Origin of the sequence: Acidovorax sp. Root70, from assembly GCF_001428225.1 — a bacterium.
Taxonomy (GTDB): domain Bacteria; phylum Pseudomonadota; class Gammaproteobacteria; order Burkholderiales; family Burkholderiaceae_C; genus Acidovorax.
In genome coordinates, this window is record NZ_LMHQ01000027.1 from 51,440 (window position 1) to 67,181 (window position 15,742).

Genomic DNA, 15,742 nt, shown 5'->3' on the forward strand with positions numbered 1-15,742 from the left:
GTGCTCCTCGTGTTCTTGTTGTTGTGGAGTTACTTGCGGAACATGGCCAGCATGCGGCGCGTGACCGCGAAGCCGCCGAACATGTTGACGGCCGTGAGCACCAGCGCAGCAAAGGCCAGCCAGAGGATGAGCCCGTCAGGCCGCCCATTCACCCCCGCATCGGGCGGTGCAATCTGCACCAGCGCGCCGATGGCGATGATGCTGGAGATGGCGTTGGTCACGCTCATCAGCGGTGTGTGCAGTGCAGGCGTGACGTTCCACACCACCATGTAGCCGATGAAGCAGGCCAGCACAAACACCGTGAAGTGCCCCAGGAAGGCCACGGGCGCATAGGCACCGATGGCCCAGAACAGCACAGCCAGCACGGCGAAGACGATGGTCAGCGTCTTCGCGGACATGGGCGCACCCGTGCCGTGGCCATGGCCCGATTTCTTTTCGACCACTGGCGCAGCGACCTTGGGTGCGGGCGCGGGCGCCTGCTTGAGCGGCGGCGCAGGCCAGGTGATCGCGCCGTCCTTGACCACGGTGAGGCCCCGGATCGCGTCGTCCTCCATGTTGACCAGGGCCACACCATCCTTGGCCTTGCACAGCTCTTCGGTCAGGCGCAGCAGGTTGGTGGAGTACAGCGTGGACGACTGCTTGGCCAGGCGCGAGGCCAGGTCGGTGTAGCCCACGATGGTCACCCCATGGCGCACCACGGCCTCGCCGGGCACGGTGAGCTCGCAGTTGCCCCCCTGCTCAGCGGCCATGTCCACGATCACGCTGCCGGGCTTCATGCTCTGCACCATCTCGGCGGTGATGAGCTTGGGCGCAGGCTTGCCCGGAATCAGCGCGGTGGTGATGATGATGTCGGCGTCCTTGGCCTGCTCGGCGTACATCTTGCGCTGCGCGGCCTGGAAGCCTTCGCTCATGACCTTGGCATAGCCGCCGCCGCCCGAGCCCTCTTCTTCGTAGTCCACCTTGACGAACTCGCCGCCCAGAGACTTGACCTGGTCGGCCACCTCGGCACGCGTGTCGTTGGCGCGCACGATGGCGCCCAGGTTGGCGGCGGTGCCGATGGCGGCAAGACCCGCCACGCCGGCACCCGCAATGAACACCTTGGCCGGTGGCACCTTGCCTGCCGCAGTGATCTGGCCGTTGAAGAAGCGGCCGAAAGCGTTGGCCGCCTCGATCACGGCGCGGTAGCCGCTGACGCCTGCGGTGGATGTGAGGGCGTCCATCTTCTGGGCGCGCGAGAGCGTACGCGGCAAGCAGTCGATGGCCAGCACCGTGGCCTTGCGGGCCGCCAGCTGCTGCATCAGCTCGGGGTTCTGGGCGGGCCAGATGAAATCGATGAGTGTCGTGCCCTCGCGCATCCGCGCCACTTCGTCGCTATTGGGCGGGCGCACCTTGAAGACGATATCGGATGCAGCCCACAGTGCCGCTGCGTCACCCACAATCTGGGCGCCTGCAGCGCGGTAGGCATCGTCACTGAAATTGGCAGCATCCCCAGCCCCGGACTCGACCGTGACGGAAAAGCCCAGCTTGATCAGCTTCTCCACCACATCAGGCACGGTGGCCACGCGCTTTTCACCGGGGAAGGTTTCCCTGGGCACGCCGATACGCTGCGGCTGCGGGACGGGGCTTGTCTGCATCAGAGGTCTCCTCAAGTTTCGTAATCGTTATGCCAGGCCGCCAGACAGGGAAGGCTTGCGCGCTAAGGTCTGGAGGTGGGTGTTGGGAAGGGGAAGGGAGGGATGGCCAGATGACCGTCCACCATGCCGGCGCTCAGGCGCACAGCCTGGGCCAGGTCACGCCCCCACTGCAGTGCGGGTCGTCCAGCCACCAGGAATTCCTCGTTGTTGCGCGTGGTCGGACGCAACAGCCGCTGATCCACCAGGGCATCGACCTTCACCCAGGCACCCGCCTCCGTCACATAGCGATAGCTCAGATAGGTGTAAGGCTGGGTCAGAGTGATCTTGCTGGCGCGGAGCCACTCGACAAGGTCTGGCCGGTTCTTGTCCAGCCACTGGGAACTGCTTCCCCATCGCTTGAGCCGCAGACAGTCTGCGCGCACAGGACTGCCTGCAGCGCCATCCTCTACGGTGACGTCCTGCTGGGTGGGGCAATAACCGATGCCTTGCGGAGAACCACTCAGGTCTCCAGCGCGGTTGGTCTGCACGCGCAACACGGCCAGCCAGTCTCCCTGCGCATTCCGCAAGCCCACATCGCGGGTCTGGAGCGCAATACGTCCTCCTGAGCCTGCAAAGGCTTCCTCGGAAGTGCCCAGGTCCTGCCACGCCCCCGGCGGCAACACCATGCGGGCGCGGCCCACGGGGTATTCGGATTGAGGAGGAACAGTGAGGGGCGCGCAGGCCACCGTGAACACCGTCACAGCCAGCACTGGCAAGAGGGGCAACAGCCGCCGAAACTTTGAAATGGTCAGAGTCATAGAGAAAGGTTCATACGAATTCGCCTTCAATCATCCCACGGCACCCGAGTCCGTCTTTCGACGGCTCCTGCCATGCAACAACCAGCTCGGTATCGCTGGTGAAAAATGTGTTGAAAGCGCCCTGGTATCGGACACTTCTTGCGGCGCTGCCGGTGGGCAAGCTGACCGCGAGCTTACATGAAGAAAATCTTGTCGCTGTCGCCTTTGTCTCCTGTAGAGGGAACTCCCCAGTCCGGGGATGCATGCAGGCAAAAAAAAGCCTGGCAGCACAACGCAGCCAGGCTGGGCAGCGGCCCCGCAGGGCCCGGTGCCAACGATCAGTTCACCACTTGCGCCAGTGCACCCGAGGCGTACTGGGCGGCCACGGCCTGCAGGCTCAGGCCCTTGATCTTGCTGCCCTGACCTTCGCAGCCGAACTCCAGGTAGCGCTGCTTGCAGACCTGCTTGGCCGCTTCGCGGGCGGGCTTGAGCCATTCGCGGGCGTCGAACTTGTCGGGATTCTCGAACAGGAACTTGCGCACCGCACCGGTCATCGCCAGGCGAATGTCGGTGTCGATATTGATCTTGCGCACGCCGTGTTTGATGGCTTCCTGGATTTCCTCGACGGGCACGCCGTAGGTTTCCTTCATCTTGCCGCCGTACTGGTTGATGATGGCCAGGAGCTCGGCAGGCACCGACGAGGAACCGTGCATCACCAGGTGGGTGTTGGGGATGCGCTGGTGGATTTCCTTGACGCGGCTGATGGCCAGGATGTCGCCCGTGGGCTTGCGGCTGAACTTGTAGGCGCCGTGGCTGGTGCCGATGGCAATGGCCAGGGCGTCGAGTTGCGTGGCCTTCACGAACACGGCGGCTTCTTCGGGATCGGTCAGCATCTGGCTGTGGTCGAGCTTGCCGACTGCACCAATGCCATCTTCCTCACCGGCATCGCCGGTTTCGAGGTTACCCAGGCAGCCCAGTTCGCCTTCGACCGTGACGCCCACCTTGTGCGCCATGTCCACCACCTTGCGCGTCACCTCGACGTTGTAGTCGAAGGACGAAGGGGTCTTGCCGTCTTCCATCAGCGAGCCATCCATCATCACCGAGCCAAAGCCCAGGTCGATGGCGCCCTGGCAGATCTTGGGCGAAGTGCCGTGGTCCTGGTGCATGACCAGCGGGATGTGAGGGAACGCCTCGACCGCGGCCTGGATCAGGTGCTTGATGAAAGGCTCGCCCGCGTACTTGCGCGCGCCAGCGCTGGCCTGCAGGATGACCGGAGCACCCACTTCGTCCGCAGCGGCCATCACGGCCTGCACCTGCTCCAGGTTGTTGACGTTGAAAGCGGGAATACCGTAGCTGTGGGCGGCGGCATGGTCGAGCAGTTCGCGCATCGAAACGAGGGGCATGGTCGTGGGGTCCGTGGTGGGTTGAAGAAGCAGGGGCAAGGCGCTGTAACGCCTGGCGATGCGGTGGTAACCGCTTGGTAACTCCCAATTTTAACCGGGGGACGCCGCCGAGGGCGATGGCAAATCCAACCGGTAGCAGGTGGTAAAGGGCGCCGGCGCCGGCGCTGCGCCAAAGTGCCCCCCATGGATGTCCGCCACGCGGCGCAGGATTTCGTGCCCCAGATGCAAGCTGTCGACCGCCGCCGCCCGCCCCGCTGCGCCGCCGGCTTGGTGGCGCGCACCGTCGTCACACACCTGCAGCCACGCGCCGCCGGAGTCGGCAGTGCCCAGCTGGACGGCGATCTGGCTGCCCTCGGGCGTGTGCTTGAGCGCGTTTTCCACCAGATTGCGCACCGCTATGTCCAGCAGCACCGCATGGCCTGGCACGGTGAGCGCCGGCGGGGCGGACAGGGCCAGCTCGTCGCCCCGCTTCCACGCTGCCTGGGCGTAGTCTGCGCACACGGCCCGCGCAAGTACGCTCAGGTCCACGGGCGCCTTGGCCTCGTGCAGTTCGGCCCGGCTCGCACGGGCAAGCGCCAGCAACTGGTTGAGCACATGGCCCGCACGCAAGGCGTCCTGGCCGATGCGCGCCAGCGCCTGGGCCCGGGCCTCTTCCGTCAGCTCCCCCGCCAGGGCGCTGGCCTGCAGGGCAATGGAGGATAGCGGAGTACGCAACTCGTGCGCCACCTCGTTGGCCAGCCGGCGCTCGCGCACCATGGCGACCTGCTGGCGATCCAGCAAGGTGTTGATCGACGCCACCACTGACTCGAACTCGCTCCAGGCATGGCGCGAGGCCAGGCGCTGGGTACTGGCTGGGTCCAGCGCCGCCACGTCCGCAGACAGCGCATACAACGGCCGCAGGCCGCGCCACAGCGCCAGCCCCAGGGCCAGCGACACCACGGGCAGCAGCCACAGGCCGGGCTCGATGAGCTGTCCGGCAATGTCATCGGCCAGCTCGTCCCGCTCGCGCAGCTCCAGCATCACCATGATCTTGCGGGTACGCCCGGCATCCCACTGCGAAAAGCTGCGCCAGGCCACCTTGTCGGGTCCAAGCGTCAGGTCAGCAAACCCCTCCACGTCGCTGAAGGGCGGTTCGTGCACCGAACCCGTGAGGACCAGCAACCGACCCTGCGCATCCCACTGCACCACGCTGATGCTCTGCTGGTAGTCGTGCGACTTGAGCCAGGGGGTGGGGGTGCGCTCGGTCCGCCGCGGGCCCTCCATCGCCTCGGTCGCCCGCAGGTTGAGCAGCAGGGCGGCCACGCTGGCCAGGTGCCCGTCGGTCAGCTCGTCGGCCTCGTGCACGCCAGTCTGGTAGCCAATGAAGACGAAACTGCCCCAGACGATGGCCAGCGCGCCCAGCGACCACAGCAGTAGCTGCCGGGTCAGCGAAGAGCGGCGCGCAGCGGCGGGCGCGTTCACGCGGGCGTCTCCTGCGGCATGAAGTAACCCACCCCGCGCATGGTCTGGATGCAGGCGCTGCCCAGCTTGCGACGCAGGTGGTGGATATGGACCTCGACCGCATTGCTCTCCACGGCAGCATCCCAGCTGTACAGGCGTTCCTCGATCTGCTGGCGTGACAGCACCCGGCCCCGCGCCTCCAGCAGCACCAGCAGCACCGAAAACTCGCGCGGAGACATCTCCACGGGCTTGCCTTGCTGGCGCACCGTGCGGGTCGCGGGGTCCAGCTCGATATCGCCCAGGCGGATGGTGGGAGAGGCCCGGCCCACGGCGCGGCGCAGCAACGCCCGCAGGCGCGCATCCAGTTCGTCCACGTCAAAGGGCTTGGTCAGGTAGTCGTCCGCGCCCTGATCCAGCCCCGCGATGCGCTGCTGCACCTGGTCGCGCGCCGTGACGATCAACACCGGGGTGGAGGGGTCCGGCAGGACAGCCGAAGCGGCCCCCGTTACGGGGGGACTCAGGCGCAGGCGCCGCAGCAGTTCGCTGCCGTCACCGTCCACCAGCCCCAGGTCCAGCAGCACGGCATCAAACCGCTCGGCGCGCAGGGCGCTCCAGGCGCTAGCGACGCCGTCACTGACATCCACCGCATAGCCGCGCTGCTGCAGGTTGCTGCGCAGGCCGCTGGCTATGCCCGCATCGTCTTCGACCACGAGTATTCGCATGCAGGCATTGTCGCAGCCTGTCAGGCCCGGGCAGGACAGGGGCAATCGCTGCTTTAAGACGGCGTTAAGTACGGCCGCCTATCTTTCGGCCCATGCAGCATTCGCCCGTCACGCCGTCCGCCACTCCCATCGCGCCGCCCTCTCCCACCCATCGCCATGCGCTGCTTTTCTGGACCCTGGGGGCATTGGCCTGTGTCGTGGCCTGGGATGCCGCAGGGCAAGACCTCGCGTTTGCCCAGGTGTTTGGCTCATCCAACGGGTTTCCGATGCGAGACCAATGGTTTTTTGTGCAGGTGTTGCACGAAGGAGCCCGCCGCCTGGGATGGCTGCTGGTGCTGCTGCTGGCGCTGAGCGTGTGGTGGCCCCGGGGCTTTCTGCGCAAGCTGGACGCCAGCGAGCGCCTGCAGATGGCCGTGAGCGCCCTGCTCTCGCTGGCCGTGGTCAGCATCACCAAAAACCTCAGCGCCACCAGTTGCCCCTGGGACCTGGCGCAGTTCGGCGGTGTGGCGCGACACGTGTCGCACTGGGCTCTGGGCGTGCTCGATGGCGGCAGCGGCCGCTGCTTTCCGGCAGGCCATGCCTCTGCCGGGTTCGCGTTTTTAGGAGGCTACTTTGCACTGCGCCACAAGGCGCCCTCAGCCGCGCGCTGGTGGCTGGCGGGCTCGCTGCTGGCCGGGTTTGTATTGGGGGCGGCACAGCAGGTGCGAGGCGCGCACTTCATGAGCCACACGCTGTGGACCGCTTGGTTGTGCTGGGTCACGGGCTGGCTCTGCGATCTGGCGGCCACGGCGTTGCGCCCCCGCTTTCCGAATTTCGCGAGCACCACCCCGCCACCGGACGGCTCCCATGCTTGAACTCGATCTGGTCTTGTTTCAGGCCCTCAATGCAGACGCCGCCACCTTGCCTGCCGTGGTGACGGTGGCACGATGGGTGTCTCAGCAACTGCCCACCGCCATGGGCGGCCTGCTGGTTGGCAGCCTGGTGCTGGGCAATGCAGAGCAACGGCGCTCGCTCGCGCTGGCGCTGGCATCCATGGCCCTGGCATGGATCGGCGTACAGCTGTTGCGGCTGGCTTTTCCTATGCCCCGGCCTGCGCAGCTGGGCCTGGGCATCCAGTGGATTGAACACGCTGCGCGTGCGGGTTTTCCCAGCATGCATGTGGCCGGGGCGGCCGCGCTGGCGGCCAGTCTGCTCCTGCGGCCGATTACGGGACTGACCTGGCTGACCTGGCTGGCCGCCGCCGTGACGGCGGCCATGCTGTGGAGCCGCGTCTGCCTGGGCGTGCACTTCCCGTCCGACGTGCTGGCCGGCCTGTTCACCGGTGGACTGGCGGCTGCGGCCGTCCATGCACTGGCGGCGCGTGCGCCGCGCCTGCAAGCCCTGCTGCACAAATCGCCACAAGGCAACGCACACTGACCGCCGTCCGGCGCTCCCTGACCCCTCTCCGAGGCGCTGCCCCGGAATAGTGAGGGGGCCACCGCCCTCGCTGGTCAGCTGGCGACGCAGATTTTCAGCATGTTCGTGCCACCCGGCGCACCCATGGGCTCGCCGCAAGTGATGGCGTATACATCGCACTTTTGCACGATGTTGCGGCTCTTGAGGTGGCGCTCGGCTTGGTCCAGCGCAGTGTCGCGGTCGGCACTGGTGTCCATGAGCAAGGGACGCACGTTGCGGTACATGGCCATCTTGCGCTGCGTTGCCACCTTGGGGGTGAGAGCGTAGATGGGGATGCGGATGCTGTGGCGGCTCATCCACAGCGCCGTGGCCCCGCTGTCGGTCATGGCCACGATGGCCTTGGCGCCCAGGTGGTGGGCCGTGAACAGCGCGCCCATGGCGATGGACTGGTCGATGCGGCCAAAGGTCTGGCCGGTGAAGTCGGCATCCAGCTGGTGATCTTCTGCCGCTTCGGCAGCCGCACAGATGGTGGCCATCTCTTCCACGGTTTCGAGCGGGTAGCGGCCAGCGGCCGTTTCGGCGCTCAGCATCACGGCGTCGGTGCCGTCCAGCACGGCATTGGCCACGTCACTCACCTCGGCGCGCGTGGGCACGGGGTTGGTGATCATGCTTTCCATCATCTGCGTGGCGGTAATGACGACCTTGTCCAGATCGCGCGCCATGCGGATCATTTTCTTTTGCAGCGCGGGCACGGCCGCATTGCCCACTTCCACCGCCAGGTCGCCGCGCGCCACCATGATGCCGTCGCTCACGCGCAGGATGGCTTCCAGGTGCGGGATGGCTTCGGCGCGTTCGATCTTGGCGATCAGGCCCGGCTTGTGGCGGTACTCGGACGCGGCCACATTGCACAGCTGGCGCGCCATTTCCATGTCGGTCGCGTTCTTGGGAAAGCTTACGGCCACATAGTCGGCCTGGAAACTCATCGCCGTGCGGATGTCTTCCATGTCCTTGGCCGTGAGGGCCGGCGCCGTGAGGCCGCCGCCCTTCTTGTTGATGCCCTTGTTGTTCGACAGCTCACCGCCCACCTTGACGGTGGTGTGCACCTCTTCGCCGCGCACGGCATCCACGGTGAGCACGATCAGGCCATCGTTGAGCAGCAACAGGTCGCCCGCCTTCACGTCGCGCGGCAGTTCCTTGTAGTCCAGCCCCACGCCATCGATGTCGCCCAGCTCGGTGCGCGAGGCATCCAGCACGAACTTGGCGCCCGGCTCCAGCTGCACCTTACCCTCGGCAAACTTGCCCACGCGGATCTTGGGGCCCTGAAGGTCGGCCATGATGGCCACTTCGCGGCCCGCACGCTGGGCTGCAGCACGCACGGTAGCGGCGCGGTCGATGTGGTCCTGGGCCTTGCCGTGGCTGAAGTTCAGCCGCACAACGTTCACCCCCGCTCGGATCATCGCCTCCAGCAGCGCCGGGTCGCTCGATGCAGGGCCCAGGGTGGCAACAATCTTGGTGGCGCGGCGGGTAGGCATGGACATGTCTCTTTTCTCTCGGTCGTTGGGGATGTAATCGAGTTTCAATTCTCACACGAAGCGGTTACATGCGAGTTACCCGTTCCACAGCAAGACGGCTGAGCGCGTCAGAGCAGCGGGGATGACAACCAATGCGCCAGCACATGCGTAATGATCGCGGCCTCCAGGCCGTAGCGCGCAAACAGCCAGCCCGCGACCAGGCCAAAAACCGTGTTGCCCACCAAGACGAACGCCACCACGGGCACGGTCAACACCCCGGCCAGCGCCTGCGCGGCAGGCAGGTGCCCCACGGCAAACAACACAGCGCTCAGCAGCACCGCCCCAGCCACAAGCCCCTTGCCTGGCCGCCCCTGACCACGCTGCAGCAAGCGCCAGCCCAGCCACAACAGCAGGGTCATCACACCCCAGCGCACCAGCAGCTCTTCGGTAATGCCGCCGTACAGCAGCTTGACCACCAGCGGCATGGCACTGGCAGGATCGGAGGGCTGAAGAGCCGTGGGCGCCAGCCGGGACAGCACCCACAGCCACGCCGCGCCTGCCACACCGCCCACGATGCCGGGCAGGAGTTGGGTCCGCAGCGCAGGCCCTGCGGGTCGGCCGGCCAGCCAGGCAGAAACTGCAGGCGCCTGCAGACCCACGCGGGGCGCCAGCCACACCCCGAGCGCCACGGCCAGCGCCAGGAGTACCGCCGTCTGCAGCCCACTGAGCAAAAGCACAACCTCTGGCGGCAGCGGCAGCAGGGCTTCGTTGGCCTTCAGGGTGGGCAGCAGCGTCCAGACCACCGCCACCACGCCGGGCATGCCCAGCAACCACAGCGCGCCGCCCAGCCACCACTTGCCGGGCTGAGCCGGAGCATGGGCCGCATCGCCCCCGGCAGCGGTGTCCACGGCCATGGTGTTGCCCACGTTCAGGCGCGCATCAGCGCTTCGATCTCGTCGGCCTTCACCGGCACGCCGCGCGTGATCAGCTCACAACCCGTCTGGGTGACGATGGCATCGTCTTCGATGCGGATGCCGATGTTGTGGAACTGCTCGGGCACCCCTTCGGCGGGACGTACGTAGATGCCGGGCTCGATGGTCAGCACCATGCCGGGCCGCAGGATGCGGCTGGGGCGATTGGTGATGGTCTCGCCCGACAGCGGGTCTTTGCGTTCGCTGGTCTGGCCCACCTCGCCGGGCTCCACATAGCTGCCACAGTCGTGCACGTCCATGCCCAGCCAGTGGCTGGTGCGGTGCATGTAGAACTGGAAGTAGGCACGTTGGTCGATCACGTCCTGTGCGGTGCCCACCTTGTTCTTGTCCAGCAGGCCCAGGTCCAGCATGCCCTGGGCCAGCACGGCCACTGTGGCGTCGTGCGGGTCGTTGAAGCGTGCACCCGCCTTGGTGGCCGCCACGGCCGCATCCTGGCTGGCGAGCACCAGGTCATACAGCGCACGTTGCGGGCCCGTGAACTTGCCGTTGGCGGGGAAGGTGCGGGTGATGTCGCTGGCGTAGCTGTCCAGCTCGCAGCCTGCGTCGATCAGCACCAGCTCGCCATCGCGCACGGGCGCTGCATCGGCGCGGTAGTGCAGCACGCAGGCGTTGGCCCCAGCGGCCACGATGGAGCTGTAGGCCGGGTACTGCGAGCCCGCATCGCGGAACGCGTGCAGCAGCTCGGCATCCAGATGGTATTCGCGCACATCCTCCCCGGCGCGCAGCATGCGGGCCGAGCGCTGCATGGCGCGGATATGGGCCTGCGCACTGATGGCGCTGGCGCGGCGCATGATGTCCTGCTCGTGCGCGTCCTTGAACAGGCGCATCTCGTCGAGCAAGGTGCACAGATCGTTCTGCTCGGCAGGGCAGATGGCGCCGTAGCGCACCCGCCCGCGCACCACGTTGAGCCAACCCTCCACGCGCGCAGCCAGACCGCTGTGCGTGGCAAACGGGTACCAGACGCAGGCCGTGTTTTCGAGCAGGCGCGGCAGCTTGCTGTCCAGCTCGGCCATCGAATGCGCGGCGTCCACGCCCAAGGCTGCGGGCGCAGCGGCCGGGCCCAGGCGGTAGCCGTCCCAGATCTCGCGCTCCAGGTCTTTGGGCTGGCAGAACAGCGTACTACGGCCATCCGCCGCCACAACCAGACAGGCGCCGGGCTCGGTGAAGCCGGTCAGGTAATAGAAGTAGCTGTCGTGGCGGAACAGAAAGTCGCTGTCCCGGTTGCGTGGACGCTCCAGCGCCGTGGGGATGATGGCAATGCCCCCGGGTCCCAGCTGGGCAGCCAGGTGCGCACGGCGCTGGGCATAGACGGAGGCAGGCACGGTGGTGTTCATGGCGCGTCGAGAGAAAAGGTGTTGAGTTCGGCCAGCCGCTCGGGCGTGCCCACATCGGTCCAGCGGCCGGTGTAGAGCTGCGCACTGACGCGGCCATTGTCCATGGCCCGGCGAAGCAGCGGCGCCAGCGGGGCTTTGATGCCGCCCGGATTGCCCGGCGGAATGTCGCACCAGGGCAGCGCAAACAGCTCGGCGCGCAGCAGCGCGATGGTGCTGTAGGTGTAGCGTGGTGCGGGGTCGGCAGCGGGCAGGTTCAGCGCCAGGCCGTCGGCCGACAGGCCGAAGTCGCCACGCGGGTTGTGGGCGGGGTTGGGCACCAGCCACAGGTGGGCCAGATGGTCACTGGCCTCGAAGGCCGCCACCGCCGCGCGGTCGAACACGAAGTCGGGTGCAAACACATCGCCCGCCGCCAGCCAGAACACCGGCCCCAGCTGGGGCAGCGCGCGCGCAATGCCCCCGGCGGTTTCCAGCGCGCCACCAAAGTCCACCCCTTCGTGGGAGTATGAAATTGATAGCTGCTCAGGCATATTTTTCCTGCACTTGGAGGCAAAAACGCTGGAAAAATACCCGCTGATCTGCCCGCCCAGCCATGCGGTGTTGATCACCGCCCTCTCGACACCCGCATCCAGCAAGGCCTGCAGGTGCCACTGCAGCAGCGGCTGGCCCTGCACCTGCAGCAGGGGCTTGGGCGTGGTGTCGGTCAGCGGTCGCATGCGTTCGCCCCGGCCGGCGGCCAGCAGCAATGCGGGCACCTGGTGGTGAACAGGACTCATGCCGCCACCCCGCTCACCACACCCCGGTGCAGCGCGTGGCGATCCACGGCCGTGGGCTGGAACAAGGCCAGCAGCGCGTCCATCAGCGCGTGCGCCTTGGCCGAATGGTCGGCGCCGAAGTTGCACACATACACATCCAGCGTCACCGCGCGCTGCTCGGGCCAGGTGTGTACACACAGGTGTGACTCCGCTATCAAAACAGTAGCTGTCACCCCACCAGGGCCGTGCGCCGTGGCCGGAAACTCATGAAACAACTGCCCTACGGCCTGCAGCCCGGCGGCGCGCACCGCATCGGTACAGGCCCGGCCCAGGGCGGTGGCGTCCAGCAGCCAGGCACTGGCGCAGCGGCAGCCCTGGAGATCGGCAGTGAGGTGCAGTCCTTGCATGGCCCGCACTGTAGTGCATTGCCGCCCTGCGCCCAGCCTGCGGCTGGCCGATTCAGGCGGGTGAAAGCCGCGCCGGTAAAATGCCGGGTTTCCCCTGAACCTCCCACCCTGAACCACTCCCCCATGGCCAACACCCAGCAATCCCAACAGATGGCAAATGCGATCCGCGCATTGGCCATGGACGCCGTTCAACAAGCCAACTCCGGCCACCCCGGTGCCCCCATGGGCATGGCCGACATGGCCGTGGGCCTGTGGGCTCGCCACCTCGAGCACAACCCCACCAACCCCCAGTGGTTTGACCGCGACCGTTTTGTGCTGAGTAACGGCCACGGTTCGATGCTGATCTATTCGCTGCTGCACCTCACGGGCTACGACCTGCCCATGAGCGAGCTGAAGAACTTCCGCCAGCTGCACAGCAAGACCGCCGGCCACCCCGAAGTGGGCATCACCCCCGGCGTCGAAACCACCACCGGCCCGCTGGGCCAGGGCATCACCAACGCCGTGGGCTTTGCGCTGGCCGAGAAGCTGCTGGCCGCCGAGTTCAACCGCGAAGGCCATGCGGTGGTGGACCACAACACCTACGTGTTCCTGGGCGACGGCTGCCTGATGGAAGGCATCAGCCAAGAAGCGATTTCGCTGGCAGGTGCCTGGAAGCTGAACAAGCTGATCGCCCTGTACGACGACAACGGCATCTCCATTGACGGCCAGGTGACGCCCTGGTTTGCCGACAACACCGCCCTGCGCTTCGTCTCCGCCGGCTGGAACGTGATCGGCCCCATCGACGGCCACGACGCCGACAAGGTGGCCGATGCGATTGCCGAAGCCAAGAAGCAGACCGAGCGCCCCACGCTGGTCATCTGCAAGACGCACATCGGCAAGGGCAGCCCCAACCGCGCCAACACCTCCAAGGCCCACGGCGAGCCCCTGGGCGCCGAAGAAATCAAGCTCACCCGCGAAGCCCTGGGCTGGACGGCAGAGCCCTTCGCCATCCCCGAAGACGTGTACGCCGGTTGGGACGCCAAGGCCGCAGGCGCTGCCGCCGAAGCCACCTGGAACAAACGTTTTGCCGCCTACACCGCAGCCTTCCCCGAACTGGCTGCCGAGCTGACCCGCCGCATGAACGGCGACCTGCCCGCCAACTTTGCGCAAGTGGCCGTAGACACCGTGGTCGCCGCCCACACCAAGGGCGAAACCGTGGCCAGCCGCAAGGCCAGCCAGCTGGCGCTGGAAGCCTTCACCGCCGCCCTGCCCGAGCTGCTGGGCGGCAGCGCCGACCTGACCGGCTCCAACCTCACCAACACCAAGAGCACGCCCAACCTGCGCTTCGACATGCAGGGCAACGTGGTCAAGACCGAAGTGGCCGAAGGCCAGAAGATCGGTGGCCGCCACATCAACTACGGTGTGCGCGAGTTCGGCATGGCCGCCATCATGAACGGCGTGGCGCTGCACGGCGGCTTCATCCCCTACGGCGGCACCTTCCTGACCTTCAGCGACTACAGCCGCAACGCCATTCGCATGGCCGCGCTGATGAAGCAGCGCGTGATCCACGTGTTCACGCACGACTCGATCGGCCTGGGCGAAGACGGCCCCACGCACCAATCCATCGAGCACGTGGCCAGCCTGCGCCTGATCCCGAACCTCGATGTCTGGCGCCCGGGTGACACGGCAGAGACCGCCGTGGCCTGGAGCGTGGCCCTGTCCAACCGCAACAAGCCCACGGTGCTGGCCCTGTCGCGCCAGAACCTGCCCTACGCACCCAAGCGCGACCTGGGCGACATCTCGCGCGGCGCCTACGTGCTGAGCGAACCTGCCGACGTGGGCATCAAGAAGAAGCCCCAGGCCGTGATCATCGCCACCGGCTCTGAAGTGCAGCTGGCCTTGAAGGCCCAGCGCCTGCTGGCCGACAAAAAGATCGCCGTGCGTGTGGTCTCCATGCCCAGCACCACCACGTTCGACCGCGAAGACGCCAAGTACAAGAGCAGCGTGCTGCCCGCTGGCGTACCCCGCGTAGCGGTGGAAATGGGTGTGACCGACGGCTGGTGGAAGTACGGCTGCGCCGCCGTGGTGGGCATCGACACCTACGGCGAATCGGCCCCGGCCCCCGTGCTGTTCAAGCACTTCGGCTTCACCGAAGAGAACGTGGCCGACGCGGTGCTGGTGGCCATTGGCGCCGCGCGCCTCAAACCCGCCAAAAAGGCCCGGTAAGACTCCCTTTGCCCGCTGCGCACCGCTGCCAGCGGGCGCGCGGCGGCAAATTCCTGATTTCGATTTTGCAACCTTGGAGAGACACCCTATGACGATCAAGATTGGTATCAACGGCTTCGGCCGCATCGGCCGCAACGTGCTGCGCTCGGCCATCCAGAACTTCAGCGACATCGAAGTCGTGGGCATCAACGACCTGCTGGAGCCCGACTACCTGGCCTACATGCTGCAGTACGACTCGGTGCACGGCCGCTTTGACGGCACCGTGGCCGTGGAAGGCAACACCCTGATCGTCAACGGCAAGAAGATTCGCCTGACGCAAGAGCGCGACCCAGCCAACCTGAAGTGGAACGAAGTCGGCGCCGACGTGGTGATCGAATCCACCGGCCTGTTCCTGGACAAGGTCTCTGCGCAGAAGCACATCGATGCGGGCGCCAAGAAGGTGCTGCTGTCGGCTCCCTCGAAGGACGACACCCCCATGTTCGTGTTCGGCGTGAACCACACCACCTACGCAGGCCAGGCCATCATCTCCAACGCCTCGTGCACCACCAACTGCCTGGCCCCCGTGGCCATGGTGCTGAACAACAAGTGGGGCATCAAGCGCGGCCTGATGACCACCGTGCACGCTGCCACCGCCACACAAAAGACCGTGGACGGCCCTTCGAACAAGGACTGGCGCGGCGGCCGCGGCATTCTGGAAAACATCATCCCTTCGAGCACTGGCGCTGCCAAGGCCGTGGGTGTGGTGATCCCGGCGCTGAACAAGAAACTGACCGGCATGTCCTTCCGCGTGCCGACCTCCGACGTGTCGGTGGTGGACCTGACGGTGGAGCTGGATAAGGCTGCCACCTACGAAGAAATCAAGGCCGAGATGAAGGCCCAGTCCGAAGGCGCCCTGAAGGGCGTGCTGGGCTACACCGAAGACAAGGTGGTGGCCACCGACTTCCGTGGCGACACCCGCACTTCGATCTTTGACGCGGACGCCGGCATCGCGCTGGACGGCACCTTCGTGAAGGTCGTTAGCTGGTACGACAACGAATGGGGCTACTCGAACAAGTGCCTGGAAATGGTGCGCGTGGTCGCCAAGTAAGCTTTCTTTGAGAAGTTGAAAAAGCGCTAGAAGCAACTACCCTGTTCAAGCCGGTCGCCTGCAAAGGCCACCGGCTTTTTTTCC

14 protein-coding genes are annotated in these 15,742 nt (G+C 66.3%); 4 read left to right on the top strand and 10 right to left on the bottom strand.

Annotated elements, in window-relative coordinates:
• Positions 1-29 precede the first annotated feature (29 nt).
• The 5 genes from ASD94_RS13480 to ASD94_RS13500 form a co-directional block, all read right to left on the bottom strand.
• Positions 30-1,634: a Re/Si-specific NAD(P)(+) transhydrogenase subunit alpha gene (locus ASD94_RS13480; protein WP_056643750.1), complete on the bottom strand. Its 1,605-nt coding sequence runs from the start codon at positions 1,632-1,634 to the stop codon at positions 30-32.
• Positions 1,635-1,696: 62 nt separating this feature from the next.
• Positions 1,697-2,431 (bottom strand): hypothetical protein, encoded by a 735-nt coding sequence (locus ASD94_RS13485; protein WP_056643751.1) that lies wholly within the window; start codon positions 2,429-2,431, stop codon positions 1,697-1,699.
• 317 nt (positions 2,432-2,748) lie between these two features.
• On the bottom strand, positions 2,749-3,813 hold the full coding sequence (fba, locus tag ASD94_RS13490; RefSeq protein ID WP_056643754.1) for a class II fructose-bisphosphate aldolase: 1,065 nt from the start codon (positions 3,811-3,813) through the stop codon (positions 2,749-2,751).
• Between the two features lie 90 nt (positions 3,814-3,903).
• A complete protein-coding gene (locus tag ASD94_RS13495; RefSeq protein ID WP_056643755.1) occupies positions 3,904-5,274 on the bottom strand; it encodes a histidine kinase dimerization/phospho-acceptor domain-containing protein in 1,371 nt (456 codons plus the stop codon).
• A complete protein-coding gene (locus ASD94_RS13500) occupies positions 5,271-5,975 on the bottom strand; it encodes a response regulator transcription factor (protein ID WP_056643757.1) in 705 nt (234 codons plus the stop codon). The genes ASD94_RS13495 and ASD94_RS13500 overlap by 4 nt, the downstream gene beginning before the upstream one ends.
• Before the next feature lie 92 nt (positions 5,976-6,067).
• Here ASD94_RS13500 and ASD94_RS13505 point away from each other — a divergent pair, with 92 nt between their 5' ends.
• Both ASD94_RS13505 and ASD94_RS13510 read left to right on the top strand, forming a co-directional pair.
• The gene (locus ASD94_RS13505; protein ID WP_235510667.1) at positions 6,068-6,829 is read left to right on the top strand and encodes a phosphatase PAP2 family protein; all 762 of its coding nucleotides are present in this window, start codon (positions 6,068-6,070) and stop codon (positions 6,827-6,829) included.
• The gene (locus ASD94_RS13510) at positions 6,822-7,391 is read left to right on the top strand and encodes a phosphatase PAP2 family protein (RefSeq protein WP_056643759.1); all 570 of its coding nucleotides are present in this window, start codon (positions 6,822-6,824) and stop codon (positions 7,389-7,391) included. The genes ASD94_RS13505 and ASD94_RS13510 overlap by 8 nt, the downstream gene beginning before the upstream one ends.
• Before the next feature lie 74 nt (positions 7,392-7,465).
• Here the strand turns inward: ASD94_RS13510 and pyk are convergent, their stop codons facing one another.
• The 5 genes from pyk to speD form a co-directional block, all read right to left on the bottom strand.
• Positions 7,466-8,902 (bottom strand): pyruvate kinase, encoded by a 1,437-nt coding sequence (pyk, locus tag ASD94_RS13515; RefSeq protein WP_056644125.1) that lies wholly within the window; start codon positions 8,900-8,902, stop codon positions 7,466-7,468.
• 107 nt (positions 8,903-9,009) lie between these two features.
• Positions 9,010-9,795 carry a CPBP family intramembrane glutamic endopeptidase gene (locus tag ASD94_RS13520; RefSeq protein WP_056644127.1) on the bottom strand — a complete coding sequence of 262 codons (786 nt, stop codon included), beginning with the start codon at positions 9,793-9,795 and terminating at the stop codon, positions 9,010-9,012.
• Between the two features lie 14 nt (positions 9,796-9,809).
• Positions 9,810-11,207: an aminopeptidase P N-terminal domain-containing protein gene (locus ASD94_RS13525; RefSeq protein ID WP_056643760.1), complete on the bottom strand. Its 1,398-nt coding sequence runs from the start codon at positions 11,205-11,207 to the stop codon at positions 9,810-9,812.
• Positions 11,204-11,980 carry a nucleotidyltransferase family protein gene (locus ASD94_RS13530; protein ID WP_056643762.1) on the bottom strand — a complete coding sequence of 259 codons (777 nt, stop codon included), beginning with the start codon at positions 11,978-11,980 and terminating at the stop codon, positions 11,204-11,206. The genes ASD94_RS13525 and ASD94_RS13530 overlap by 4 nt, the downstream gene beginning before the upstream one ends.
• On the bottom strand, positions 11,977-12,366 hold the full coding sequence (gene speD / locus ASD94_RS13535; RefSeq protein WP_056643764.1) for an adenosylmethionine decarboxylase: 390 nt from the start codon (positions 12,364-12,366) through the stop codon (positions 11,977-11,979). Before speD ends, ASD94_RS13530 begins: the two co-directional genes overlap by 4 nt.
• 123 nt (positions 12,367-12,489) lie before the next feature.
• Between speD and tkt the strand changes: the two genes are divergently transcribed.
• Positions 12,490-14,571, top strand: a complete 2,082-nt coding sequence (tkt, locus tag ASD94_RS13540; RefSeq protein ID WP_056643766.1) for a transketolase — start codon at positions 12,490-12,492, stop codon at positions 14,569-14,571.
• Positions 14,572-14,659: 88 nt separating this feature from the next.
• Complete coding sequence (gene gap / locus ASD94_RS13545) at positions 14,660-15,658, top strand: type I glyceraldehyde-3-phosphate dehydrogenase (protein ID WP_056643768.1); 999 nt, start codon at positions 14,660-14,662, stop codon at positions 15,656-15,658.
• Positions 15,659-15,742: the final 84 nt, after the last annotated feature.

Excerpts from the sequence above, each read along its gene's own strand:
- fba (WP_056643754.1), bottom strand. The coding sequence starts at position 3,813 with ATGCCCCTCGTTTCGATGCGCGAACTGCTCGACCATGCCGCCGCCCAC.
- ASD94_RS13500 (WP_056643757.1), bottom strand. The coding sequence starts at position 5,975 with ATGCGAATACTCGTGGTCGAAGACGATGCGGGCATAGCCAGCGGCCTG.
- gap (WP_056643768.1), top strand. The coding sequence starts at position 14,660 with ATGACGATCAAGATTGGTATCAACGGCTTCGGCCGCATCGGCCGCAAC.
- speD (WP_056643764.1), bottom strand. The coding sequence starts at position 12,366 with ATGCAAGGACTGCACCTCACTGCCGATCTCCAGGGCTGCCGCTGCGCC.
- ASD94_RS13530 (WP_056643762.1), bottom strand. The coding sequence starts at position 11,980 with ATGAGTCCTGTTCACCACCAGGTGCCCGCATTGCTGCTGGCCGCCGGC.
- pyk (WP_056644125.1), bottom strand. The coding sequence starts at position 8,902 with ATGCCTACCCGCCGCGCCACCAAGATTGTTGCCACCCTGGGCCCTGCA.
- ASD94_RS13525 (WP_056643760.1), bottom strand. The coding sequence starts at position 11,207 with ATGAACACCACCGTGCCTGCCTCCGTCTATGCCCAGCGCCGTGCGCAC.
- tkt (WP_056643766.1), top strand. The coding sequence starts at position 12,490 with ATGGCCAACACCCAGCAATCCCAACAGATGGCAAATGCGATCCGCGCA.
- ASD94_RS13510 (WP_056643759.1), top strand. The coding sequence starts at position 6,822 with ATGCTTGAACTCGATCTGGTCTTGTTTCAGGCCCTCAATGCAGACGCC.
- ASD94_RS13505 (WP_235510667.1), top strand. The coding sequence starts at position 6,068 with ATGCAGCATTCGCCCGTCACGCCGTCCGCCACTCCCATCGCGCCGCCC.
- ASD94_RS13520 (WP_056644127.1), bottom strand. The coding sequence starts at position 9,795 with ATGGCCGTGGACACCGCTGCCGGGGGCGATGCGGCCCATGCTCCGGCT.
- ASD94_RS13485 (WP_056643751.1), bottom strand. The coding sequence starts at position 2,431 with ATGACTCTGACCATTTCAAAGTTTCGGCGGCTGTTGCCCCTCTTGCCA.
- ASD94_RS13480 (WP_056643750.1), bottom strand. The coding sequence starts at position 1,634 with ATGCAGACAAGCCCCGTCCCGCAGCCGCAGCGTATCGGCGTGCCCAGG.